Here is a 24805-nt window from a genome sequence, read left to right on the forward strand (position 1 = left end):
ATACACCGCGCAAATCCGCCATTTTAGCGGGCGCTGGTGACCCCTACGGGAATCGAACCCGTGTTTCAGCCGTGAAAGGGCCGCGTCCTAACCGCTAGACGAAGGGGCCGCCGGGTGGCGTGGAGGGGCCTCTAAGGGAGGTTGTGGAATCGGTCAACAACTTTTTTCAGTCGGCCCATGCGGCGTCCTCGATATGGAGTTCGGCGACGTCGCGGCCCGACCAGTCGTCGACCTTGGCGCGGCCTGCCAACCACAGGCGGCGCGTGCTGCCGGCCCCCAGCAAGGCCTGTCCCAGCGCGGTGTCGGCCTGGCGGAAGGCCATCGCCTTCAGGCTGCGGCCGTCCGCGCCCGCGACGATGGCGCGGACATGGTTGGTGCCGACCAGATCGGCGCGGATCACGCGGAAGGGGCCGGCGGCGATGCGCGGGGCGGGCCAGCCCATGCCGTAAGGGCCGCCCGCCTCCATCGCGCCGACCAAAGCGGGATTGACCCCGCCGGGGGCCAGCACGGCGTCGACCAGCAGCGCGCGGCCTGCGCTGGCGCGGACCACCGCTTCGGCCAGGCGCTCCTCCAGAAATTCGGCGAACTCGGCGATCCGATCCGCTTCCACGGTCAGGCCCGCCGCCATGGCATGGCCCCCTCCGGCGATCAGCACGCCCTGTTCCCTGGCGGACAATATGGCGGCGCCCAGATCGACCCCGGCGATCGAGCGGCCCGATCCCTTGCCGATCCCATGCTCGTCGATCGCGATGACGATGGCGGGGCGGTCGAGCTTTTCCTTCAGCCGCCCCGCGACGATGCCAATGACGCCGGGATGCCAGCCCGCACCGGAGACGACCACGACCTGCCGCGCGCGGTCGACAATGGTCTCGGCGGTGGCCTGAACCCCGGCCTCGATCGCGCGGCGCTCGTCATTGAAATGGTTGAGCTCCTCGGCGATGGCGCGCGCCTCGGCAGGGTCCTCGGTGGTAAGCAGCCGCACTCCCAGATCGGCGCGGCCCACCCGTCCGCCCGCATTGATGCGCGGACCCAGCGCAAAGCCGAGGTCGGAACAGGTCGGGGCGCGGGTCAGCCGTGCCGCCTCGGTCAGCGCGGCCAGGCCGATATTGCGCCGCTGCGCCATCACCTTCAGCCCCTGGGCGACGAAGGCGCGGTTGAGGCCGCGCAAGGGGGCCACATCGGCCACCGTGCCCAGCGCGACGAGGTCGAGCAGATCGAGCAGCCGCGGCTCGGCCCGGTCGGCGAAGAAGCCGCGGGTGCGAAGCGTCCGGATCAGCGCCGCGCCCAGCAGGAAGCAGACGCCGACTGCCGCCAGATGGCCGTGCGCGGCGCCCTCGGTCTCGTCCAGCCGGTTGGGGTTCACCACCGCATGGGCACGGGGCAGCTCGGTGGCGCATTTATGGTGGTCGACCACCAGTATCTCGATCCCGGCAGCCTGGGCGGCGGCGAGCGGCTCGAACGCCTGCGCGCCGCAATCGACGGTGACGATCAGGTTCGCGCCCTCCGCCTGGAGGCGCAGCAGCGCCGCCTCGGTCGGGCCATAGCCTTCGCTGAGACGGTCGGGGATATAGGCGCGGGGCGCCAGGCCGAGGTCGCGCAGCAGGCGGACCATCACCGCCGCCGAGGTCGCTCCGTCCACGTCATAATCGCCAAAGATGGCGACCGCCTCTCGCGCCATCACCGCATCGGCCAGGCGCGCGGCGGCGCGGTCCATGTCGCGGAAGATCGAGGGATCGGGCATGAACCCCCGGATCGAAGGTGTGCGATGCTCCTCGACCGCATCGGGCGGGCAGCCGCGCGCGAGCAGCAGCTGCGCGACCAAATCGTCATGGCCCAGCCCGTCGCGCGCATCGGCGGCCAGGGCACGCCAGCGCCAGGGCTGGCCGAGAATCGATTGGCCGATGCCGAGGACTTCGGTCATGGGCGAGCGGCGAAAGCGGAGAACGTCACGCGAACGCCATGCCATGCCGCGCGGAGTCGCGACAAGGGGGGATGGGGCGGGGGGATGGGGGAGGGCAGGGGCCGCTGGGTCAGCTGACCCAGTTGCCCTCGCGAAACCATTTGGTGATGACGTATTTGACGCCCTCGACCACCGGCATTCCTTCGTGCAGGGTCATCTCGTTGGGGCTGCCGTCCCGCTTCATGTTGTTCCAGGCGAGCAGCAGGCCCCGGCGCGGCGCGACGCGGATGCCCGCCTGCGGAAACCAGGTTGCGCCGCCCTCCGGCACGTCGTTGAGATAGATCATCGCGGTCCAGGTGCGCTGGCCGCCATGGACCCGGACCTTTTCCCAATAGCTTTCGCTTTCGTGGAAATAGTCGTGATGCGCGCGGAACTGCTGGCCGGGGGCATAACGCTGGCCCTGCATCGTCTCGCCCTGTTCGGGGGCGATGCCGAGCAGATCGGCGATCGATTCGTCGATCGGCTGCACATCGGGGGACCAGCGATTCATGTCGCAGCTTTCCGAGGTGCGGAATCCGTAATCGGGCCGGTCGGACAACAGGGTCGAGGGCCGACGATTGGAATCGATCATCGCGATCAGCGCGTCGCACTGGGCGGGCGTGAGGAAGTCATGCTGATAATAGATTTGCGCGGTGTCGGTCACCACGCGCTGGACCGCGGGGTTGGCGTCCAGCCGTTCGGGCACGCTGACCCCGAAGCGGGCGCGGACGGGGGAGGCGGCGGGATTGCCCTTCGGCTTCCTCGAAAACAACGACATGCCCCGGATGTGCGACGATGGGCCGCCAAAGACAAGAGGCTGGAGACGGAGGGGGCGTGTGCACCCCCTCCGTCCCGCCATTACCAGAAGATGTCGTAGACGATGTCGACCACCAGCCCGCTGCGCAGGTCGACCAGCACCGCATCGTTGTAATAGCGGACCCAGCGATACGAGCCGTAAGCGGGCGGCAGACGATAGGCATAGGGATCGTCCAGCCAATAGCTCTGGCCGAAATACATCGGCTCCAGGATCACGCCACTGGAGAAACGCTGATAGCCATAGCCGCCATAGGGCGAATAATAGCGGGGCAGGTGATAGGCGCCGCGATTGAGCGAGCGCCAGCCCAGCCAGTCATAGCGGCGGTCGCGACGCCAGCTGCGGTTCCACTGATCGGCCCAGGCGCGCCGTTCGGCAAAGCCGTAATTCTGGTCGTTCTGGTCCCGCCAGTCGCCGAAGCTGCGGCCCCAGCGATCGCGATCCTCGCGCCGACGCCGTTCCTCGTCGCGCAAGCGCTGGTTCTGCGCCTGGTCCCGCCATTCCCTCTGACGCCATTCCTGCTGCCGGCGGTCGTCGTCCGGCGTCCGCCAGCCCGCCGGGTCGCGCGGTCGGTCACCGCGCCAGTCGCCGCGATCGGGGCGCGGCCGGTCCGGGCCGGGTCCGTCGGGGCCGGGGCGGTCATAGTTGCGTGGTCCGCCATCGGGGCCGCCGGGGCGGCCGGGCGCGGGGCTGGGTTCGGGACGCTGCGGGCGCGGCGCCTCGGCATGGTCCGGGCGGAAGGCCGGGCGGTTCTCGGGAAAGGCTTCGCGGTCGTGGAAGATCGGCCGCCCCTCGCTGCGCTCCAGCCGACCGGCCGGGCCGCCCGGATTGCCCGGACCGGGGGCGGGACCGGGGCCGCCGGGGCGCGGTCCGCCCTCGGGACGGCCGCGCGGGCCATCCATGATCATCGCCTGCGCGCTGACCATCGCGGGGGCCATGCCCGCCGCCATCGCCGCCGTCGCCAGCAAGCCCGCCATCCAGTTCCTGCTCATCGCTCGCATCCCCATCCGTCGGCGCACGAGCCGACCCCGATCATGCGATGCACCTTGCCCCATGGCCGTTGAGCGGATGCTGAACCCGTCCGTCAGCATTGTGAAAGAATTGGGTCATGGCGTGTCATGAACGCCCGCAGGCGCAAGGAGCGCGGGAACGGCACGCGCGGCGTCGGCGGGATCGGTGCCGGGCAGGGGGGCGGCGGGGATCGTCTCCTCGCCCCGCGCGGCACGGGCTGCGCGCTGGATCGCCTCGACCAGCCGGGGATAGACGCCGCAGCGACACAAATTGGTGATCTGCGCGCGGATCGTCGCTTCGGAAGGGGCGGGATCGCGGCGGAGCAGCACGGCGGCGGCCATTACCAGGCCGGGGATGCAAAAGCCGCACTGGCTGACATTGGCGGCCAGGAACGCCTGCTGCACGGGGTGCGATCGGTCGCGCGATAGCCCCTCGATCGTGGTGACGACGCTGCCCTCGATCCGGCCGATGGGGATCTGGCAACTGCGCACCGCCCGCCCGTCCAGATCGACCGTGCACGCGCCGCAATCGCCCGTGCCGCAGCCATATTTGGTGCCGGTCAGGTTGGACGCGTCGCGCAGCGCCCAGAGCAGCGGCGTGTCCGGGGGCAGGCGATAGCGGACGGGCTGGTTGTTGACGGTCAGGCTGGTCATCGGGGGCGAGGCATAGGCGATCGACCAGCCCCGCTCAATCGAGGCGGGTCACGTCGTCGGCCGGTCGCGTCCCAGCAGCGGCGCGGCGCGGTCGAGCATCAGGTCGGCGTCGGAAAAGCGGATCGGGGTGCGGACGCCGGGAACGGTGGAGCCGTCGGGCCGCTGCGGATGGATGGCCAGTCCGCGTGCGACGACCTGCGGATCGGCAAAAGCCTGTTCCACCGTATTGATCGGCCCGGCGGGCACGCCCTCCGCCGCCAGCCGGGCGAGCAGCGTGTCGCGCGGCCAGACCCGCGTCGCCGCTTCGATCATCGGGGTCAGCGTGTCGCGATGCTCGCAGCGCAAGGCGTTGGTCGCGAAGCGGGGATCGTCGCCATCGATGCCGACCAGTGCGGCGAAGCGCCGGAACTGCGTGTCATTGCCGACCGCCAGGATGAACCAGCCGTCGCTGGCGGGAAAGGCGGCATAGGGCACGATATTGGGATGCGCATTGCCCAACCGGGTCGGCGTCGTGCCCGAGGCGAGATAGTTCATCGCCTGGTTGGCGAGCACCCCGGTCATCGTGTCGAGCAGCGCCATGTCGATCCGCTGCCCACGGCCCGTGCGCTCCCGCATGTGCAGCGCCGCCTGGATCGCGATCACGGCATAGAGCCCGGTCATGATGTCGGCGAGCGCCACGCCGATCTTCTGCGGCGGACCGTCGGGCTCGCCGGTCAGGTCCATGATCCCGCTCATGCCCTGGACGATGAAGTCATAGCCCGCGCGCGGGGCATAGGGGCCGTCCTGCCCGAAGCCGGTGATCGAGCAATAGATCAGGCGCGGGTTGATCGCCGACAGGCTGTCATGGTCGAGGCCGTAGCGGGCGAGACCGCCCAGCTTGAAATTCTCGATCACCACATCGGCATCGGCGACCAGGTCGCGGACGATCCGCTGCCCCTCCGGCGTCGCGAAGTCGGCGACGACCGAGGATTTGCCGCGATTGGCGGCGTGGAAATAGGCCGCGTCGCGGCTGCCGTCCGGGTTGGCGATGAAGGGCGGGCCCCAGCGGCGGGTGTCGTCGCCCTCGGGGCTCTCGACCTTGACGACCTGCGCGCCAAGGTCGGCCAGCACCTGCCCCGCCCAGGGACCGGCAAGGATGCGGGCCAACTCGACGACCTTCAGTCCGGTCAGGGGTGGGGGATTTGCCATCCTCAATCCTCCCCATCGCAAGAGGGGGAGGGGGACCGCGCCCGTAGGGCGTGGTGGCGGGGCAGGGGCATCAGCCCCTCCACCATCCTTCGGATGGTTCCCCTCCCCAGGCCAAGCTTGGGGAGGAATGGGGACGGGATCAAAATGCCGCGATCCCGGTGATGGCGCGGCCCAGGATCAGCGCGTGGACGTCATGCGCGCCTTCATAGGTGTTGACCGTCTCCAGGTTCAGCATATGGCGCATCACCTGATACTCGCCCGAAATGCCGTTGCCGCCATGCATGTCGCGCGACGCCCGCGCGATGTCGAGCGCCTTGCCGACATTGTTGCGCTTGACGATCGAGATCATCTCGGGCGCGAACCGGCCCTCGTCCATCAGCCGCCCGACGCGCAGCGAGGCTTGCAGACCCAGCGCGATCTCGGTCTCCATATCGGCCAGCTTCTTCTGATAGAGCTGCGTCGCCGCCAGCGGCCGCCCGAACTGCTTGCGGTCCAGGCCATATTGGCGCGCGGCGTGGAAGCAGAACTCCGCCGCCCCCATCGCGCCCCAGCTGATTCCGTAGCGCGCGCGGTTAAGGCAGCCGAACGGGCCCTTCAGCCCCTCGACATGCGGCAGCAGCGCGTCCTCGCCCACTGCCACCTCGTCCATCATCACCATGCCGGTGATCGAGGCGCGCAGGGACAGCTTGTTGTCGATCTTGGGCGCCGACAGCCCCTTCATGCCCTTTTCCAGCACGAAGCCCCGGATCGCGCCGCCATGCGCATCCGACTTGGCCCAGATCACGAAGACATCGGCGATCGGCGAATTGGAGATCCAGGTCTTGGCACCCGATAGGACATAGCCGCCATCGACCTTCTTCGCGGTGGTGCGCATGCCGCCGGGATCGGAGCCCGCATCGGGTTCGGTCAGCCCGAAACAGCCGATACACTCGCCGCTCGCCAGCTTGGGCAGATAGCGGCTTTTCTGTTCGTCCGAGCCATAGGCATGGATCGGATACATGACGAGGCTCGACTGCACGCTCATCATCGAGCGATAGCCGCTGTCGATCCGCTCCACCTCGCGCGCGATCAGGCCATAGGCGACATAGGATGCGCCGACGCCGCCGAATTCCTCCGGGATGGTGGGGCCGAGCAGCCCGAGTTCGCCCATCTCGCGAAAGATCGCGGGATCGGTATGCTCGTTGGCGAAGGCGTCGATGATGCGCGGCGCCAGCCGGTCGTCGGCATAGGCGCGCGCGGTGTCGCGGATCATCCGCTCGTCATCGGTCAGCTGGTCGTCGAGCAGCAACGGATCCGCCCAGTCGAACTTGCCCATTCGGGACATGTCTTCTCTCCTTATCCCCCGCTTCTCCCGAAGGCGGCCTGGTTTGTCCACCCCCGGCGGGGGCGGGCGGCGACATGAAAAAGGGCCCCTCCCGCCGGAACGGGAAGGGCCCAGGTCTGAACGCTCGAGGGGGCGTCAGAGCTTGAAGCTGAGCGTCGCGCGCAGATCGCGACCGGCCAGCGGCGCGAAGTCCTTCAGCACGCTGGCATGGCGGCGCGCATCGACGTCGAAGATGTTGTTGGCCGACAGGGTCAGCGTCGTCGGGTTCACCGCGCCCCAGGGCTTGAGCTGGACCGAGGCGTTGACCAGCGTGAAGCCGTTGGTCGGCGTCTCCAGCCCCAGCACGCGGCTCTGGCGGAAGCTGCGCTCCACCTCGACGCGGGCGTTCACCCGGTCCGACTGCGCTTCCAGCCCGCCGAGCAGCCGCAGCGGCGGGATGCGTGGGGCGGGGCCGGTGTTCAGGATCTGCGCATGGACATAGTCGCCCAGCAGGTCGGCGTTGATCGCATAGGTGCCGATCGTCGCGAGGCGAACCGAACCCTCTGCCTCGATCCCGTAATAGCGGGCATCGGCCTGCGCATATTGGAAGCAGGGCAGGTCGACGGTGCGGCCCGAAGGCGCCGCCGCCGCCACGCAGGGGGTCTGGGTGACCAGCGCGTCATAGATATAGTTGGAGAAGCGGTTGTAATAGGCCGAGGCGTCGAAGCTATAACCCTCGCCATGGCCGTGGACGGTCGCCTCGATGCCCCAGCTCGCTTCCTTCTTGAAATTGGGGTTGCCCAGCTCATAGGCCTCGGTCCCGGCGTGCGGGCCGTTGGCGAACAGTTCCTCGGCCGACGGCGCGCGTTCGGTGCGCGACAGGTTCAGGCCCGCACGCCAGTCGGGCGCGAAGCCGTAGCTGGCACCGACCGAGCCCGAAAAGGCGTCGAAGCTGCGCTGGCCCCGGAAGAAGCGGTTGTCGGCGACGGCGGTGCGCGCGGTCAGCGAGGTATGCTCGTAACGGGCGCCCGCCTCCATCTTGAAGGCGCCGCGATCCAGCTGTTGCAGGGTGAACAGGCCGACCTGCGCGGTGTTGTTGCGCGGCAGGAACGCCTCGTCGCCGCGCACGTCGAAGTCGCGGTTGAAGAACTGGACGCCCGACGCACCCTGCCAGCCGTCGCGCTTCGACTGGACCAGCTCGAGGCGGCTCTCGATACCCTTGTTGTAGAAGGCGGTGCCGATACCGCCATCTTCCTCCAGCTCGTAATGGCGATATTGCGCCGCGCCCGCGCGCAGGCGGATGCGGTCGAGGAAGCCGCCGCCCGTCTCGATCTCGCCGCGCAGGTCGAGGCGGTTCTGGACGAGGCTGAGACGCGGCGCCTCGGGCTTTTCGCCGCCGGGGGTGAGGGTATAGCGGATCGGCACGCCGTACAGGCTGTCATAATGGCTATAGGCGATGCCCAGCGAGCCCGTATCGGTGATCAGCGCGCCGCCGACCCCCGCCGTCCAGGTTTCGCTGGCGGTGTTGGGCAGGCGACCGCTAAGATTGGCGAGCCGGGCGAAGTTGAGCGGGTCGCGGGGCGCCTGTGCCGCCGCCGCCTGCGCCTCGGCGCGGGCGCGCGGAGACAGGACATAGCCGCCGATCTTCAGATTGTCGGTCTTCAGATACGAACCGTCCGCGTGCACCACGAACTGCTTGCCGACCGCGACATCGGTCGCGCCCGCCACCGACCGTTCGGTTGCGGCCGAGCCATAGGTCGCCATGCCCGACAGGCGATAGCCATTTTCGGGCACGGTGCGCGGGATGCGGGTGTCGATGACGTTGACCACGCCGCCCACCGCCGACGATCCGAACAGCAGCGCGGAGGGGCCGCGCAGCACCTCGATCCGCTCGGCGAGCAGCGGGTTGATGACGACGGCATGGTCGACACTGGTGTTCGACACGTCGATCGATCCGATGCCGTCGGTCAGCACGCGGATACGCTCGCCCTGGAAGCCGCGCAGCACCGGGCGCGAGGCGTTGGGGCCGAACGAGGTGGCCGACACGCCCGGCTGACGGGCCAGCGTCTCGCCGATGGTCGGCCGGATCGAGCGTTGCAGTTCTTCGCCCGTCACGATCGAGGTGCCCGACAGCACGTCCGCTTCCGACTGCTGGACCGGCGCGGTCACCACGATCTCGCGGCCGCGATTGGTCGGCTGGCCTGCGGTCTGCGCGGCGGCGGGAAGGGCGAACAGGGCGGCGACGGCGGTGGCCGACAGGCCGGACAGCAGGACGGACTTGGGCAAGGACAGGGCTCCGATGATTGGCGAAGCCCCGTCGGTAGCGTAGTGTTACAACATATCAACAGAAAAATGACCGACCGTTCATCCGTTTGCCGCATCCGCACAGGTCAGGACGCGCAGCAGCCACCCCTCCGCCGCCGGTTCGACCGCCAGATCGGCGACGATATCGCGACCCAGCGGAATATCCGCCTCCGCCAGATCGGCCAGCCAGGCGGCCAGGGCCGGGGAAGAGGGCGCGGCCAGCGACAGGGTCGCCACCGATCCGCTGAATGTCGCCGACGACCAGGGCTCGACCGCCTGGACCGCGATCGTGACCATACAGCCCGCCTGCGCGGCATGGGCGGCAAGGACGCGGGCCAGCCTTTCGCCGCGATCGGCGGGACGCGGACGGCTGCGGCACAGACCGGCGGAGCGGCGGGCGGGGTCCGACCAGGCGAGCGCGGTCATGCGCGATGCTCCGCGATGAAGCTGCGGACGCGCTGGACCATCTCCGGCCCCGGCTCTCGCCCGCGCCGCAGGTCGCCCACCAGTCGCGGGTCGTTGACCGCCATGCGGCCGAACTTGGTTTCCGGCATGTGGCTGGCCTTTAGATAGCGTTCGATCAACCCCAGCAATTCCATGGACGTTCTCCCATTGTCCGAATCTCCGTCGTTCTTGTTCTGTTCTAATTTCCAACTTGTCTAGGAAAAATCCTATGCCTATATCGGAGGCCATGTCGGGATCGGAGATCAGGGCCACGCTTCAGGCGCTGGCGGAGCAGGCGGGCGTCAGCCTGGCCGCGCTGTCGCGCATGCTGGGGCGCAACGAGGCCTATCTCCACCAGTTCGTCCATCGCGGGTCGCCGCGCATGCTGGCCGAGGGCGATCGCCGTCAGCTGGCCGAATTCTTCGGCATCCCGGAAACGCGGCTGGGCGCGTCGGTGGAGGCGGGGCCGATGCTGGTGCGGCGGCTCGCGGTGGCGGCCTCGGCGGGGCCGGGGGCGACCGTGGATGACGAGGTGATGATCGGGGTCGAGGCGCTCGATCGCCAGTTGGCGCGGCGGCTGGGGCTGCACGAGGGCGCCGCTTCGGTCATCCGGGTGCGGGGCGACTCGATGGCGCCGGGGCTGATGGACGGCGATCACCTGGTCGTCGATCAGCAGGATGTCCGCCCGCCCGCGCGGGGCGGCCTCTATATCATCCGCATCGGCGAGGTGCTGATGGTCAAGCGCGTCCGTGCCGGGCCCGAGGGGCTGGTCGCCTCAAGCGACAATCCCGCCGCGCCGCCGGTCCCGCAGGGGCCGATCACGGTGATCGGGCGGGTGGTGTGGCAGATGCGCCTGCCCAGCTGACGGGCTCAGCGGCTCCGCCACCAGAGTAGCAGCGCGACGAGGATGCCGACCCCCAGTCCGGCCAGCACGCCCAGCGTCACCTGTCCCGTCGCCAGCCCGGCCAGGATGCCGCCCACCACGCCGACCGCGATGAAGAACCCGCCCGCGGGCGCGGACGGCCGCGACGCGCGGGGCGGGGACGGCGGGGCGGAAGGGCGCTGGGGATCGGTCATGGCGACCGTCCTCGCACGATGCGCCGGGCGAGGCCAGCCGTCCCGCGACGGGGCGCGCGGCACAGGCCAAGGGGACTGGCGAAAAACGGAAATCCGGATTAGGGACGGCAGCGAAACGGCACGGTTCAGGAGTGTATATGCCCGATCGCGGCGGCGGCTTTCAGGTTCCTCCCTTCGTCACCGACACCGATGTGGCGACTGCGGCGGAGATGATGGAGACGTTCGGCGAATCGGCGGGCGGAGAAGCGGCCGCGCGCGCGGGGCGTAGCCGCGACCTGGGCAACCACATCCATTTCTGCCGCTGGCGCCAGATCGAGCGCCTGATCGGCCTGTTGTCCAGCGAAGAGGCGTTCGGCACCGTGCATTGATGCGGGCCGGGCGGCACGCGGACCATGGCGCGCGACGTCCGGCGCGGCAAATCTGTTCAACCGAGCGTGCCGGGGGGTGTCGCTGCCGCTCCGTCGCGGCTAGGGACTGGGCCATGATGGTCCGCGTCGGGCGGCCGCGCCGCTCGGTCGCCATCCTTTGTATTGCCATGGAAATGGGCGGAATCGCCTGGACGGGCCAGGCGCGTGCCCAGACGGTCCCGGTCGGGGCCAACCCCGCATCGTCCTCGACCGCGCCCGCCGCGCAGACGAGGCCCGATGCCATCGATCCGACGATGCTCGACCCGTCCGCGCCGCTTGCGCCGCTGCCCGAGATCGGGGTGGCCTGGCCCGACCTGTCGACCGCGCCGGGCGATCCGTCCGCGACGATCGCGGCGACGGTCGATGCGGCGGCGGAGCGGCGTTATCGCTGGCGGGTCGAGGGGATCGACGACGCGGGGGACCTGCTCCGCAAGCGGTTCGACGAGCTGTCCAGCCTCCACACCAATGACGGCGATCCCGCCAACGCCGCGCAGCTCGACCGCCGCGCGCGCGAGGATGCCGCGCTGCTGACCAATTTGCTGTGCGGCGCGGGCTATTATGATGCGCAGGTCGCGACGCGGATCGAACCCGGCGAGGTGCCGACCGTGCTGCTGCAGGCGACACCGGGCAATCTGTACCGTTTCGCCGGGGTGACGCTCGACGGGGTGCAGAAGGCGGGGGACAAGGCCGCGCCGCTGACGCAGGCGTTCGGCATCAAGCCGGGCGATCCGGTCGACGCCGATACCATCGTCGCGGGCGAGGCGGCCCTGAAGGCGGCGGTGGGCGAGGCGGGCTTTCCCTTCGCCAAGGTCGGCGATCCGCAGATCGTGGTCGATCGCGCCGCACGCACCGCGACGCTGGACCTGTCGATCGCACCGGGCACGCCGCGCCGTTACGGGCGGATCGTCACGACCAGCGACCGGCTGTTCGACGCCGAGCATGTCCAGGACATTGCGCGCTTCCGCCCCGGCGATCCCTATGACTCGGCCGGGCTGGACGATCTGCGCCGCGCGTTGGTGCAGACGGGGCTCGTCTCCTCGGTCCAGGTCAAGCCGGTGCCCGGCGACACGCCCGAGACGGTCAATGTCGCGGTCACGCTGGAACCCGCGCCGTCGCATACCATCGCGGGCGAGCTGGGCTATGGCACCGGCGAGGGCGCGCGCGCGGCGATCAACTGGACCGATCGCAACCTCTTCCCGCCCGAGGGCGCGCTGACCCTGCGCAGCGTGCTGGGCACGCGCGAGCAGCTCGGCTCGGTGGTGTTCCGGCGCAACAACTTCAACGGCCGCGACCGGGTGCTGACCGCGCAGTTCGCCGCCGCGCATCTGCTGCGCGACGCCTATGAGGCCAAGACGCTGTCGCTGTCGGCCAGCCTGGAGCGGCAGACCAACATCTTCTTCCAGAAGACCTGGACCTGGTCGCTGGGTGCCGAGCTGTTGACCTCGGACGAGCGCGACGTGATCGAGTCGACCGGCCAGCCGCGCCGACGGACCTTCTTCATCGGCGCGTTGCCGACCAGCCTCAACTATGACGGATCGGACGATCTACTGAACCCGACGCGCGGCTTTCGGCTGGGCGGGCGGCTGAGCCCCGAATTGTCGTTGCAGGGGGCGGCGTTCGGCTATGCGCGGACGCAGGTCGATGCCAGCATCTATCGCCCGCTCGGCGACCGGGTGGTGCTGGCGGCGCGCACCCGGCTGGGGACGATCCTGGGGGCGCCGCGTGACCAGATCGCGCCGTCGCGGCGTTTCTACGCGGGCGGCGGCGCGTCGGTACGCGGCTATGGCTTTCAGGCCATCGGGCCGCGCGATGCCAATAACGACCCGATTGGCGGGCGCAGCTTGGCGGAGTTTTCGATCGAGGCGCGGGTCAAGGCGTTCGGCAATTTCGGCATCGTGCCCTTTCTCGACGCGGGCAACATCGCGACCTCGCCGCTGCCGCGCCTGACCGGGCTGCGCTTCGGCACCGGGTTGGGGGTGCGCTATTACTCCAATTTCGGACCGATCCGCCTTGATCTCGGCACGCCGCTCAACCCGCAAAAGGGGGATAGCCGGGTCGCCGTCTATGTCTCGCTGGGGCAGGCATTTTGAACGAGGGGGAGGATCTGCCCGACGATCCGCCGGTGACCGCGCGCCGGTTCCGCTGGGGTCGGGCGCTGGCGATCCTGATGGCGCTGGTGCTGGCCACGATCGGCGCCGCGCTGATGATCGTCGATACCGCGATCGGTCATCGCTGGGTCGCCGACCGGATTGCTGCGATCCGCACCCCGACCGGCCTGCGCTTCTCGATCGGGCGGATCGAAGGGTCGCTCTATTCGGACATGCGGCTGGTCGATCTGCGCGTCTATGATCTGGACGGGCTGCTGGTCCGGGTACCGCGGGCGCGGCTGGACTGGCGGCCGTTGAACTGGGCGCGGGGGGCGCTCGACATCCGCGCGGTCGAAGCGCCGCTGGCCACGCTCTATCATGGGCCGCACACCCGCCGCACCGGGCGCGACACGCCGATCCTGCCCGATTTCGATATCCGCATCGACCGGCTCCACCTCGACCGGCTGGTCCTCGCGCCCGCCGTGCTGGGGCGTCGGCGGGTGGCGCGGATCGATGGGCGCGCGGACATTCGCGACGGCCGGGCGCTCGTCGCGCTCGACGGCGCGGTGGCGGGCAGCGACCGGCTTCGCTTGCGGCTGGACGCGCAGCCCGACCGCGACCGGTTCGACCTGGCGGTTCAGGCGCGGGGGCGTGCCGGGGGCGTGTTGTCGCGTCTGTCGGGCACGCGCGCGCCGGTGTCGCTCGACGTCGCGGGCAAGGGCAGCTGGACCCGCTGGGACGGGCGCGCGCACGGCCTGATCGCGCAGCGGCGCGCGGCCGACCTGACGCTGTCGGCGCGGGCGGGGCGCTATGCTCTATCGGGCTATCTCACCCCCTCGCTGATCCTGCGCGGGCGGTTGCAGCGCCTGACCGCGCCGCGCGTGACGCTGGCCGGGCAAGCCGATTTCGCCGAGCGCCGCCTGACCGGCGCACTGGCGCTGCGCTCGGCCGCCTTGCGGGCGCGGGCGGCGGGGACGGTCGATCTGGGCGGCAACCGTTTCGACGGCCTGCGGGTGGAGGCGCGCCTGCTCCGGCCCGAAGCACTGTTCGCCAATATGCGCGGACAGGCGATCGCGCTGCGCCTGCGGCTGGACGGCGCGTTCGACCGGGCGGCCTTCGATTATCGGCTGGCGGCGACCCGCTTCTCGTTCGATCGCACGGGGTTCGACGGCGCGCTGGCCGAGGGGCGGGGGCGGTTGAGCGGCGGCTGGCCGCTGACCCTGCCGGTCCGGTTCACCGCCGCGCGGGTGACGGGGGTCGGAGAGGCGGCGGGCGGCATATTGCGCCGCCTGTCGGTGGCGGGCGACCTGCGCATCACGCCGCGGGCGATCGTCGGACAGGGGCTCGCGCTGCGCTCGGACAGGCTGGCGGGGCGGCTGGGCCTGCGGATCGACCTGACCAACGGCCGCTACGATGTCGCGCTGGACGGCGCGCTCCAGCGTTATCTGATCCCCGGCCTGGGCATCGTCGATGTCCGGTCCAAACTGACCGCCGTGCCGGGCGCGGGCGGCCATGGCACGCGCATCGTCGGGCGCGGCGAGGCGCAGGTCCGACGCCTAGACAACAGCTTCCTGCGTTCGCTGGCGGGCGGATTGCCGCGCCTGACCACCGATCTGGAGCGCGGGCCGGACGGCGTCTTCCATTTCCATCGGCTGGTGCTGACCGGCCCGGATATCCGGCTGACCGGCGAGGCGATCCGCCGGACCGACGGCAGCTTCCGCTTCGTCGGGGGCGGGCGGCAGCGCAGCTATGGCCCGGTGCAGATGACGCTGGACGGGCGGATCGACCGGCCGACGCTGGACCTGATCCTCGCCCAGCCCAATGCCGCGCTGGGTCTTGCCAATGTCCGCGCGCATCTCGACCCCACCGACCAGGGCTTTGCGGTCCGCGCCGATGGCGGATCGCGCCTGGGTCCGTTCCGCCTGACCGGCGCGATCCTGCTGCCGCGCGGGCAGGATGCGGTGATCCAGTTCCAGCCGCTGGAGGTTGCCGGTGCCAGGGCGACCGGCGCGCTGACCGTGGCGCAGGGCGGCTTTGTCGGACAGCTGGGCGTGGCGGGCGGCGGGCTGTCGGGCGAATTGCTGTTCCGGCCCGCCAATGGCGTGCAGCGCATCGAGACCCATCTGGCGGCGCGACAGGCGCAGATCGCGGGCGTGGCGGTCCGTCAGGGGCGGCTCGACCTGATCGCGTTGCTCGATCCCGCCGGGGCCTCGGTCGAGGCGTCGGCGCGTGCGCAGGGAGTGCGGCACGGTGCCTTCCACATCGCGCAGATGACCGGCACCGCGCGGCTGCGTGGCGGGACGGGTGAGGTGCGGGTCGGCATTTCGGGGTCGCGCGGTCGCGCCTTCGCGATCCAGACCGTGACGCAGGTGACGCCGGGGCGGCTGTCGATGACCGCGCAGGGCACGCTCGACCGGCGTCCGCTGCAATTCCTGTCGCCCGCCGTGGTCACGCGCGAGGGCGACAGTTGGACCCTGGCACCGACGCGGCTGGCCTTTGCGGGGGGCGAGGCGAAGCTGGCCGGGCGGCTCGACGCCGATGGCGTGGAGGTACAGGCGGGGCTGTCCCGGATGCCGCTGGCCGTGCTCGACATCGGTTATCCGGGCCTTGGGCTGGGGGGCAGCGCCAGCGGGACGCTGACCCTCCGCCGGGCGGGCGGGGCGCCGACCGGCAAGGTCGACCTGACCATTCGCGGGCTGACGCGCGCGGGACTGGTGCTCAATTCCCGGCCGATCGACATGGGGGTGGCGGGGGTGTTGTCCGCCGACCGGCTGGGCGTGCGCGCGGTCATGGCATCGGGCGGGCGGATCGTCGGGCGCGGCCAGGCGCTGCTGGTGCCCGCCGGACAGGGCGATTGGGCCAGCCGGATGCAGACCGGGCAGCTGATCGCGCAGCTACGCTATGCCGGGCCCGCCGATACGCTGTGGCGGCTGACCGGGGTCGAGCTGTTCGATCTGTCGGGGCCGGTGGCGATCGGCGCGGATGTCGGTGGCTCGCTCCGCCAGCCGGTCATCCGGGGGGCGGTGCGCGCGACCGGCGCGCGGATCGAAAGCGCGACGACCGGCACCGTCCTGACCGACGTCCAGGCCAGCGGCCGGTTCGGCGGATCGCGGCTGGTGATCGACCGTTTCGCCGCGCAGGCGGGGCGCGAGGGACGGGTCAGCGGCAGCGGCCAGTTCGACTTCGCCGCCGCCCATGGCATCGGGCTGGACCTCTCGCTCCAGGCCAGCCGCGCGGCGATGATCGCGCGCGACGACATCTCCGCGACGGTGACCGGGCCACTGACCTTCCATTCGGACGGGACGGGCGGCACGATCGCGGGCGATGTGGTGCTCGACAGCAGCCGTTATCGCCTGGGCCGCGCCTCCGCCGCGACGGCGGTGCCGCAGCTCAACATCCGCGAGATCAACGTTCCCGGCGGCGGCGAGGAGGATGATGCTCCGCGCAAGCCCTGGACGTTGGCCGTCCGCGCGCGCGCCTCGGGTGGGTTGATCGTCTCCGGGCTGGGTCTCAACAGCGAATGGTCGGCGGACCTGAAGATCGGCGGCACGCCCGACAATCCCGCGATCACCGGACAGGCGACGCTGATCCGCGGCGATTACGAGTTTGCGGGCCGCGAGTTCGATCTGGCGCGCGGCATCATCCGCTTCGGCGGCGAGGTGCCCGCCAACCCCGCGCTCGACATCGCCGCCAGTGCCAATGTCCAGGGGCTGAGCGCCTCGATCCGCGTCACCGGCACCGCGCTGAAGCCCGAGATCGGCTTTTCCAGCACCCCCGCGCTTCCCAATGACGAGCTGTTGTCGCGCCTGTTGTTCGGCACCTCGATCGCCAAGCTGTCCGCGCCCGAGGCGTTGCAGCTGGCCGCCGCCGTCGCCGCGCTTCAGGATGGCGGGGGCGGGCTGAACCCGATCAACGCGGTGCGCCGGGCGGCGGGGCTCGACCGGCTGCGCGTGCTGCCCGCCGATGTGCAGCTGGGGCGCGGCACGTCGGTGGCGGCGGGCAAATATATCACCCGGCGCCTCTATGCCGAGATCGTGACCGACGGTCAGGGCTATTCCGCGACCCAGGTCGAGTTCCAGGTCACCCGCTGGCTGTCGTTGCTCTCCAGCATTTCGACGCTGGGGCGGCAGAGCCTGAACGTGCGCATCTCGAAGGATTATTGAGGCGTTGCGCTTGCCACCATGTCGAACAGGAGCCTGAACCCCATGGAAAAGACCGCGTTCATCGACAAGACCGGCGGCCCCGAGGTGATCCGGTGGCGCGAGCACGAACTGCCCCCGCCCGGCCCCGGCGAGGTTCGCATGCGTCACCATGCGGTGGGCCTGAACTATATCGACACCTATCACCGCAGCGGGCTCTATCCCATCGACCTGCCGGGCGGGCTGGGCTCGGAGGCGGCGGGCGTGGTCGAGGCGCTGGGCGAGGGCGTAACTGATTTCGCGGTGGGCGACCGCGTCGGCGTGTTCGGCCCGGCGCGCGGTGCCTATGCGACGGCCCGCAATGTCGCGGCCGATCTGCTGGTGCCCTTGCCCGACAAGGTGGATGATCGCACGGCCGCAGCGATCCTGCTCAAGGGCGCGACGACCGCGTTCCTGATCGAGGATTGCGCCGCCGTCCAGCCGGGTTGGCCCGTGCTGGTCCATGCGGCGGCGGGCGGGGTCGGGCATCTGGCGGTCGGCTGGCTGAAGGCGATCGGCGCGACCGTCATCGCCACGGTGGGCAGCGAGGCGAAGGCCGAAAAGGCGCGCGCGGCCGGGGCCGATCACGTCATCCTGAACCGGACCGAGGATGTCGCCGCCCGGGTTCGCGAGATCACGCAGGGCCAGGGCGTGCCGGTGGCGCTGGACGGTGTGGGCAAGGCGACCTGGGGCGCCTCGCTCGACAGCATGGCGCGGCGCGGGCTGGTGGTCAGCTTCGGCAATGCCTCGGGGCCGGTCGACGGGGTCCATCTGGGCCTATTGGCGGCCAAGGGCTCGTTGTTCGTCACGCGGCCGACGCTGTTCGACTATGCGGTGACCGCCGGGGACAAGCGGCGGCTGATCGCGCGGGTCTTCGCGATGCTGGAGAAGGGCGCGATCACGCCCGAGATCGGCCAGAGCTTCGCGCTGACCGACGCGGCCGATGCGCACCGCGCGATCGAGGCGGGCGAGACGGTGGGCAGCACGGTGCTGATCCCCTGACCAAAGTCGAAGCGCCAGGAATATTCCTCGTCCGACATTCCCGTTAAGCTGGCTGAAATCGCCCATCGGAGATCCATATGATCGCGCTCCTCCCGCTCGCCCTGCTGGCCATTCAGGCCGCGCCCCCCACGCCGACGGCACCGGCCACGATCGAAGCCCCCAAGCCCGTCATGGTCCGGGTCGCGATGCAGACCAGTCTGGGGCCGGTCGTCCTCGACCTCGATCGCACCCATGCGCCGATCACCACCGCCAATTTCCTGCGCTATGTCGACCAGCACCGGCTGGACGGCGTGACCTTCTATCGCTCGGTCCGCGTCGCGCCCGATTTCGGCTTCGTCCAGTTCGGCATCCAGAACGAGCCCAAGCGCATCCTGCCCCCGATCGCGCATGAGCCGACGACGAAGACCGGCCTGAAGCATCTGGACGGCACCATCTCGATCGCGCGGCTGGCGCCGGGCAGCGCGCGGGGCGACTTCACCATCATGGTGGGCGCGCAGCCCTCGCTCGATGCCGATCCCTCCAAGCCCGGCGACAATCTGGGCTATGCCGCCTTTGGTCATGTGGTCGAGGGGATGGACGTGATCCACAAGATCCTCGACGCGCAGACCGACGCCGCCAAGGGGCCGTTCAAGGGCGAGATGCTGGCGGCACCGGTCAAGATCCTGTCGGCGAAGCGGGTGTCGGTGACGCCGTGAGCGACAGGCTGCTGATCATCGGCACGGTGCGGTTGCCGCCGGACAATCTGGACGCCGCCCGCCCCGTCATGCGCCGCATGGTCGAGGCCAGCCGCGCCGAGCCGGGATGCCTGGAATATGGCTATGCCGAGGACGTGCTCGACCCCGGCCTCATCCATGTGAAGGAGATATGGCTCGATCAGGCGGCGCTGGATGCGCATTTCGCGTCGCCGCATATCGCCGAATGGCGGGCGGCATGGCCGGCATTGGGCATCGGCGAGCGCGATCTGCGGGTCTATACGGTCGGGGAAGCCCGCCCTGTGTGATGCTCGGACCGACATTCGATCCGCTTATTCTTCCCTCTGCCCTCGCTGATTCCAAAGTGGACAATGCCCCTGAAGGGCAGGGGGCGGGTGCTTATGTCATCCTGCTCTATCGGCGGACGACGGGAAGTGCCGTCTTTCCGCCAGTCGGAGAGCCTTGACGTCATCCGTTTCGCACCGGCGCGGATCGGCGGCCGCCCTCCCAAAAAGAAGGCGATTATGTAATTTGCAAACAAGTGTAACGCGTCAGTGATCGCCGCTCTCAAATAGCTCTTGTCCATAAGGCAAGTGGACGCCGAGCCGCTCGCGACAACACTCCGCATGACAGGGCCACGACTGATCGCCCTCGCCTTTGGTAAAAATGGCGAGAGTGCATGGGTCTAACCCAACCTCGGCGACAGGCTCGCCGCAGAAACAGCAAATGCCGTCAATCATTCGGCATCTCCGACGAGGGCTCGTTTGCAAGGTATATAATCGCCAAAAGAAAAGGGGCCTTGCGGCCCCTTTCCCCGTAGTGACATCGTGCAGGGGCTGGATCAGCCGCTGTAGTACATGTCGTATTCGACCGGGCTGGGGGTCATTTCCCAGCGCATCACTTCGCTCATCTTCAGCTCGATATAGCTTTCGATCTGGTCCTTGGTGAACACGTCGCCCTTCAGCAGGAAGTCGTGATCGGCGGCCAGCGAGTCGAGCGCTTCGCGGAGCGAACCGGCGACCGTGGGGACCTGGGCCAGCTCGGCGGGCGGCAGGTCGTACAGGTTCTTGTCCATCGCCTCGCCCGGATGGATCTTGTTCTGGATGCCGTCCAGACCCGCCATCAGCAGCGCCGCATAGGCGAGATACGGGTTCGCCAGCGCGTCGGGGAAGCGCACTTCGACGCGCTTCGACTTCGGCCCGGTGCCGTAGGGGATGCGGCACGAGGCCGAACGGTTGCGCGCCGAATAGGCGAGCAGCACCGGCGCTTCGTAACCCGGCACCAGGCGCTTGTAGCTGTTGGTGGTCGGGTTGGTGAAGGCGTTCACCGCCTTGGCGTGCTTGATGATGCCGCCGATGAAGTACAGGCACATTTCCGACAGACCCGCATAGCCGTTGCCGGCGAACAGCGGGTTCTTGCCTTCCCAGATCGAGAAGTGGGTGTGCATGCCCGAGCCGTTATCTTCCTTGATCGGCTTGGGCATGAAGGTCGCGGTCTTGCCGTAGGCATGGGCGACCTGGTGCACGACATACTTGTAGATCTGCATGCGGTCGGCGGTCTGGGTCAGCGTGCCGAAGGTCAGGCCCAGCTCGTGCTGCGCGGCGGCGACCTCGTGGTGGTGCTTGTCGCAGGGCAGGCCCATTTCGAGCATGGTGGTGACCATCTCGCCGCGGATGTCGACCGCCGAGTCGACCGGCGCGACGGGGAAATAGCCGCCCTTGGCGCGCGGACGGTGGCCGAGATTGCCGCCCTCATATTCGCGGCCGGTGTTGGTCGGCAGCTCGATATCGTCAATCTTGAAGTAGGAGGACGAATAGTTCGTGTCGAACTGCACGTCGTCGAACATGAAGAATTCGGCTTCCGGGCCGACATAGACGGTGTCGCCGATGCCGGTGGTCTTCACGAACGCCTCGGCGCGCTTGGCGGTCGAGCGCGGATCGCGGGCGTACAGCTCGCCGGTCGACGGCTCGACGATGTCGCAGAACACGATCAGCATCGGGGTGGCCGAGAACGGATCGGTGTACACGGCGTCGAGGTCGGGCTTGAGGACCATGTCCGACTCGTTGATCGCCTTCCAGCCCTCGATCGAGGAGCCGTCGAACATCAGGCCGTCGGTCAGCTCATCCTCACCCAGGATCGAGGCGACCATGGTCAGGTGCTGCCACTTGCCCTTGGGATCGGTGAAGCGCAGGTCGATCCACTCGATCTCTTCGTCCTTGATCTTCTTCAGGATGTCGCTGGCCGTATTCGCCATGTGCCGTTCTCTCTCTGCTTGGCCGCCCTCCGGCGAAAGGCCGGGGCCGGTGATACGTGTTTAGCCGGGCCGAATGTCAGCCCGGTGACGGATGAGTGTCGGGTGCGTCAGATCGCCGCGTCGTCGCGCTCGCCCGTGCGGATGCGCAGCGCCGTTTCGACCGGGATCACGAAAATCTTGCCGTCGCCGATCCGGCCGGTCTGCGCGGCGGCGGCGATCGCCTCCACCACGCGCTCGGCCAGACCGTCCTCGACGACCACCTCCAGCTTTACCTTCGGCAGGAAGTCGACGACATATTCGGCACCGCGATAGAGCTCGGTATGTCCCTTCTGGCGGCCGAAACCCTTCGCCTCGGTGACGGTGATGCCGGACACGCCGATTTCGTGCAGCGCCTCCTTCACCTCATCGAGCTTGAACGGCTTGATGATCGCCTCAATCTTTTTCACGAGCCTGACTGTCCCCGATGATGTTCGAACCCTCGCCCGATCTTACGCGTTGCAGAGATCGTGCCAACTGGCTTCCCCTCGTGAGAGGGTAAGAAAATGGTCAGATTTGCGCCCGAAAAGCGGGCATAAGGATGGATGCTGCTCAAATAATGGGCAGCGATCACAGGATACCCCGCACGGCTTCGGGCGGACGGCCGATGACCACGCCCTTGGGCGTCTCGACCAGCGGCCGCTCGATCAGGATGGGATTGGTAGCCATCGCGGCCAGCACGGTGGCGTCGTCCGCCTGTGCGAGCGCCTTCGCTTCGGCCTCGGCCTTGCGAAGCCCGTCGCGGGGCGCCAGGCCAGCCTTGGCATAGAGGCGCGCGAGTTCTTCGACGGAAGGCGGCGACTTGAGATATTCGACCACCGTCACATCGGCACCGGCGTCGTTCAGCAGGGCCAGCGCCTCGCGCGATTTGGAGCATCGCGGATTGTGATAGATGGTCGCCCGAATGGCCATGAGCGGCTTATGCGCTCCGCAGCGGTGAAAGCCAAGGCTCTCGTGACCGGAAAGAGCGGGACGGGCAAGGGGCCCGACCCGCTCGGAAATCCGTTTAGTGCTTGGCGGCGACCGGCATCCGCTTGAGCGCGCGGGCGACGGCGGTGGTGAAATGGTCGCCGGGTCGGGCCTTGCACTGGTCGACGACGACGGGCACGATGTTCTCGACCCCGTCGATGGTATAGGTCGGATGGGGCTTGCCCTTGGGGCCATAGTTCGCCGCATAGACGATCGCCTGCGGACGGAAGCTTTCATCCAGCAGGCCGAAGTCGTGACACGACACGGTTTCCAGCTTCTTGCCGGACTTGAGCACTTCGATCACGCGTACGCTGCCGTTCTTGCCGGGCACATGCGCCTGTTCATAGACGCGCTGCGCCATGCCGGCCGATGGAAGCGCGACGATGGCGAGGGCGACCAAGGCGGGGAGGGGACGGAGAAGTTTCATCTGCGATACTCCTTTCATCAAAGGCACCGCAGAAATGCCGATTGCACAGGCCATATTCCACCAGTGAAAAACTGTTCATTAGTGCTTCATTGATCGGGAAAACAAAAAGGGCGCCCGGTCCCGTGACCGAGCGCCCCTGATCGAACATGGAATGGAAAGGGGTCAGGCCTGCTTGGCCAGCCACTCCTCCAGCCACTTGATCGTATAGTCGCCCTTCTGGAATTCGGGATCGTCCAGTAGCGACTGGTGGAGCGGGATGGTGGTCTTCATCCCCTCGATCACGAACTCCTCCAGCGCCCGGCGCAGGCGGCGGAGCGCGCCTTCGCGGGTCGTGCCGTACACGATCAGCTTGGCGATCATGCTGTCGTAATAGGGCGGGACCTTATAGCCCTGATACAGCCCGCTATCGACGCGGACATGCATGCCGCCCGGCGCGTGATACATCTTCACCGTGCCCGGCGAGGGGGCGAAGGTGCGCGGATCTTCCGCGTTGATGCGGCATTCGATGGCGTGGCCACGGAACTGCACGTCTTCCTGGCGCAGCGTCAGCGGATGCCCCTCGGCGACGCGGATCTGCTCGCGCACCAGGTCCAGCCCGGTGATCATCTCGGTCACCGGATGCTCGACCTGTAGGCGGGTGTTCATTTCGATGAAATAGAACTCGCCATTTTCCCACAGGAACTCGATCGTGCCCGCCCCGCGATAGCCCATATCGGCCATCGCCTTGGCGACCACGCCGCCCATGCGCGCGCGCTCCTCGGCCGAGATGATCGGCGAGGGGGCTTCCTCCAGCACCTTCTGGTGGCGGCGCTGGAGCGAGCAGTCGCGCTCGCCCAGATGGATCGCATTGCCGTTGCCGTCGCCGAACACCTGGAATTCGATATGCCGGGGGTTGCCCAGATATTTTTCCATATAGACGGTGGCGTCGCCGAACGCGGCCTTCGCCTCGGTGCCCGCCTGCTGCATCAGCGTTTCGAGATGCTCCTCGGAGGGCACGACCTTCATGCCGCGACCGCCGCCGCCGCTGGCCGCCTTGATGATCACCGGATAGCCGATCTCGGCCGCGAGGGCCTTGGCCGTATCCAGATCCGAGATCGCGCCGTCCGAACCGGGGACGAGCGGCAGGCCGAGCGCACCCGCTGTCCGCTTGGCCTCCACCTTGTCGCCCATCACCCGGATATGCTCGGGCTTGGGGCCGACGAAGATCAGACCGTGCGCCTCGACGATCTCGGCGAACTTGGCGTTCTCGGACAGGAAGCCATAGCCGGGGTGGATCGCATCCGCGCCCGAGATCTCGGCGGCCGAGATGATGTTCGGGATGTTGAGATAGCTGTCCGTCGCCGCGGGCGGGCCGATGCACACCGCCTGGTCGGCGAGGCGCACATGCATGGCATCGGCGTCGGCCGTGGAGTGCACGGCGACGGTCTCGATCCCCATCTCGTGACAGGCGCGGTGGATGCGAAGCGCAATCTCACCGCGATTGGCGATCAGGAGTTTCTTGATCTGCGCCAAGGCGGCTTACTCGACGACGACCAGGGGCTGGTCGAACTCGACCGGCTGGCCGTTCTCGACCAGGACGGCGGTGACGGTGCCCGCCGACGTCGCGGTGATCGGGTTCATCACCTTCATGGCTTCCACGATCAGCAGCGTGTCGCCCGCGGCGACCTTCTGCCCGACCGAGGCGAAGGGCTTGGCGCCCGGCTCGGCCGACAGATAGACGGTGCCGACCATCGGCGACTTCACCGCATTGGCCGAGACGGCCGGGGCCGAGGCGCCGACCTCTGCGGGTGCGGCGGCGACGACGGGCGCGGCAGCCGGGGCAGCGACGGGCGCGGGCGCCGGCGCATAGCCCATCTGGGCGACGGCCGCGGCCTTGCGCGCGACGCGGATCTTGCGGTCGCCATGCTCGACCTCGATCTCGGTCAGGGCGGTGGCGTCGAGCAGCTCGGCGAGCTGACGGACGAGGTCGACATCGACCTTCATCGCTTGTTCAGTCTTTTCGGTCATGGGACGCGCTCCT

Annotated in this window: 23 protein-coding genes and 1 tRNA gene; 7 read left to right on the forward strand and 17 right to left on the reverse strand. The window is 68.8% G+C overall.

Going from position 1 to position 24805, the window contains the following annotated elements; translation table 11 throughout:
- Nucleotides 1-34: 34 nt before the first annotated feature.
- The 10 genes from QE363_RS08345 to QE363_RS08390 form a co-directional block, all read right to left on the reverse strand.
- Nucleotides 35-109: transfer RNA gene (locus QE363_RS08345), tRNA-Glu, on the reverse strand.
- A gap of 57 nt (nucleotides 110-166) precedes the next feature.
- On the reverse strand, nucleotides 167-1921 hold the full coding sequence (gene recJ, locus QE363_RS08350; protein ID WP_309694251.1) for a single-stranded-DNA-specific exonuclease RecJ: 1755 nt from the start codon (nucleotides 1919-1921) through the stop codon (nucleotides 167-169).
- 109 nt (nucleotides 1922-2030) lie between these two features.
- Nucleotides 2031-2717 (reverse strand): 2OG-Fe(II) oxygenase, encoded by a 687-nt coding sequence (locus tag QE363_RS08355; RefSeq protein WP_309694253.1) that lies wholly within the window; start codon nucleotides 2715-2717, stop codon nucleotides 2031-2033.
- Nucleotides 2718-2797: 80 nt separating this feature from the next.
- Nucleotides 2798-3745, reverse strand: a complete 948-nt coding sequence (locus QE363_RS08360) for an RcnB family protein (protein WP_309694255.1) — start codon at nucleotides 3743-3745, stop codon at nucleotides 2798-2800.
- Nucleotides 3746-3859: 114 nt separating this feature from the next.
- Nucleotides 3860-4417, reverse strand: coding sequence for a 2Fe-2S iron-sulfur cluster-binding protein (locus tag QE363_RS08365; RefSeq protein WP_309694257.1), 558 nt, complete (start codon nucleotides 4415-4417; stop codon nucleotides 3860-3862).
- A 48-nt stretch (nucleotides 4418-4465) separates the two neighbouring features.
- The gene (locus QE363_RS08370; RefSeq protein ID WP_309694260.1) at nucleotides 4466-5605 is read right to left on the reverse strand and encodes a CaiB/BaiF CoA-transferase family protein; all 1140 of its coding nucleotides are present in this window, start codon (nucleotides 5603-5605) and stop codon (nucleotides 4466-4468) included.
- A 139-nt stretch (nucleotides 5606-5744) separates the two neighbouring features.
- Nucleotides 5745-6929 carry an acyl-CoA dehydrogenase gene (locus QE363_RS08375; protein WP_309694262.1) on the reverse strand — a complete coding sequence of 395 codons (1185 nt, stop codon included), beginning with the start codon at nucleotides 6927-6929 and terminating at the stop codon, nucleotides 5745-5747.
- A gap of 135 nt (nucleotides 6930-7064) precedes the next feature.
- Nucleotides 7065-9194: a TonB-dependent receptor domain-containing protein gene (locus QE363_RS08380; RefSeq protein ID WP_309694264.1), complete on the reverse strand. Its 2130-nt coding sequence runs from the start codon at nucleotides 9192-9194 to the stop codon at nucleotides 7065-7067.
- A 78-nt stretch (nucleotides 9195-9272) separates the two neighbouring features.
- Nucleotides 9273-9638 (reverse strand): hypothetical protein, encoded by a 366-nt coding sequence (locus tag QE363_RS08385; RefSeq protein WP_309694269.1) that lies wholly within the window; start codon nucleotides 9636-9638, stop codon nucleotides 9273-9275.
- Nucleotides 9635-9811, reverse strand: a complete 177-nt coding sequence (locus QE363_RS08390; RefSeq protein WP_307104405.1) for a hypothetical protein — start codon at nucleotides 9809-9811, stop codon at nucleotides 9635-9637. Before QE363_RS08390 ends, QE363_RS08385 begins: the two co-directional genes overlap by 4 nt.
- 74 nt (nucleotides 9812-9885) lie before the next feature.
- On the opposite strand from QE363_RS08390, the gene QE363_RS08395 reads away from it, so the two are divergent.
- On the forward strand, nucleotides 9886-10521 hold the full coding sequence (locus QE363_RS08395; protein ID WP_309694275.1) for a S24 family peptidase: 636 nt from the start codon (nucleotides 9886-9888) through the stop codon (nucleotides 10519-10521).
- 5 nt (nucleotides 10522-10526) lie between these two features.
- Here the strand turns inward: QE363_RS08395 and QE363_RS08400 are convergent, their stop codons facing one another.
- Nucleotides 10527-10733 (reverse strand): hypothetical protein, encoded by a 207-nt coding sequence (locus tag QE363_RS08400; protein WP_309694278.1) that lies wholly within the window; start codon nucleotides 10731-10733, stop codon nucleotides 10527-10529.
- A 137-nt stretch (nucleotides 10734-10870) separates the two neighbouring features.
- On the opposite strand from QE363_RS08400, the gene QE363_RS08405 reads away from it, so the two are divergent.
- From QE363_RS08405 to QE363_RS08430, 6 genes are all read left to right on the forward strand, one after another.
- Nucleotides 10871-11101, forward strand: a complete 231-nt coding sequence (locus tag QE363_RS08405) for a hypothetical protein (protein ID WP_307104411.1) — start codon at nucleotides 10871-10873, stop codon at nucleotides 11099-11101.
- Nucleotides 11102-11214: 113 nt separating this feature from the next.
- Nucleotides 11215-13230, forward strand: a complete 2016-nt coding sequence (locus QE363_RS08410; RefSeq protein WP_309694282.1) for an autotransporter assembly complex family protein — start codon at nucleotides 11215-11217, stop codon at nucleotides 13228-13230.
- Between the two features lie 77 nt (nucleotides 13231-13307).
- Nucleotides 13308-17390 (forward strand): translocation/assembly module TamB domain-containing protein, encoded by a 4083-nt coding sequence (locus QE363_RS08415; protein WP_405053218.1) that lies wholly within the window; start codon nucleotides 13308-13310, stop codon nucleotides 17388-17390.
- A 42-nt stretch (nucleotides 17391-17432) separates the two neighbouring features.
- The gene (locus QE363_RS08420) at nucleotides 17433-18407 is read left to right on the forward strand and encodes a quinone oxidoreductase (protein ID WP_309694288.1); all 975 of its coding nucleotides are present in this window, start codon (nucleotides 17433-17435) and stop codon (nucleotides 18405-18407) included.
- A 77-nt stretch (nucleotides 18408-18484) separates the two neighbouring features.
- The gene (locus tag QE363_RS08425; RefSeq protein ID WP_309694291.1) at nucleotides 18485-19102 is read left to right on the forward strand and encodes a peptidylprolyl isomerase; all 618 of its coding nucleotides are present in this window, start codon (nucleotides 18485-18487) and stop codon (nucleotides 19100-19102) included.
- Nucleotides 19099-19407, forward strand: a complete 309-nt coding sequence (locus QE363_RS08430) for a putative quinol monooxygenase (RefSeq protein WP_309694293.1) — start codon at nucleotides 19099-19101, stop codon at nucleotides 19405-19407. Before QE363_RS08425 ends, QE363_RS08430 begins: the two co-directional genes overlap by 4 nt.
- 533 nt (nucleotides 19408-19940) lie before the next feature.
- Here the strand turns inward: QE363_RS08430 and glnA are convergent.
- The 6 genes from glnA to accB form a co-directional block, all read right to left on the reverse strand.
- The gene (glnA, locus tag QE363_RS08435) at nucleotides 19941-21353 is read right to left on the reverse strand and encodes a type I glutamate--ammonia ligase (protein ID WP_307104423.1); all 1413 of its coding nucleotides are present in this window, start codon (nucleotides 21351-21353) and stop codon (nucleotides 19941-19943) included.
- 107 nt (nucleotides 21354-21460) lie between these two features.
- The gene (locus QE363_RS08440) at nucleotides 21461-21799 is read right to left on the reverse strand and encodes a P-II family nitrogen regulator (RefSeq protein ID WP_007405799.1); all 339 of its coding nucleotides are present in this window, start codon (nucleotides 21797-21799) and stop codon (nucleotides 21461-21463) included.
- Nucleotides 21800-21959: 160 nt separating this feature from the next.
- A complete protein-coding gene (arsC, locus tag QE363_RS08445) occupies nucleotides 21960-22295 on the reverse strand; it encodes an arsenate reductase (glutaredoxin) (protein WP_309698152.1) in 336 nt (111 codons plus the stop codon).
- Between the two features lie 100 nt (nucleotides 22296-22395).
- Nucleotides 22396-22785, reverse strand: a complete 390-nt coding sequence (locus tag QE363_RS08450) for an HdeA/HdeB family chaperone (RefSeq protein ID WP_309694313.1) — start codon at nucleotides 22783-22785, stop codon at nucleotides 22396-22398.
- Between the two features lie 162 nt (nucleotides 22786-22947).
- Entirely contained in the window at nucleotides 22948-24297 is a 1350-nt protein-coding gene (gene accC / locus QE363_RS08455; RefSeq protein WP_309694317.1) for an acetyl-CoA carboxylase biotin carboxylase subunit, read from the reverse strand.
- A gap of 6 nt (nucleotides 24298-24303) precedes the next feature.
- Complete coding sequence (accB, locus tag QE363_RS08460; RefSeq protein ID WP_309694318.1) at nucleotides 24304-24792, reverse strand: acetyl-CoA carboxylase biotin carboxyl carrier protein; 489 nt, start codon at nucleotides 24790-24792, stop codon at nucleotides 24304-24306.
- Nucleotides 24793-24805: the final 13 nt, after the last annotated feature.

Origin of the sequence: Sphingomonas sp. SORGH_AS_0870, from assembly GCF_031453175.1 — a bacterium.
In the GTDB taxonomy this organism is placed as follows: domain Bacteria; phylum Pseudomonadota; class Alphaproteobacteria; order Sphingomonadales; family Sphingomonadaceae; genus Sphingomonas.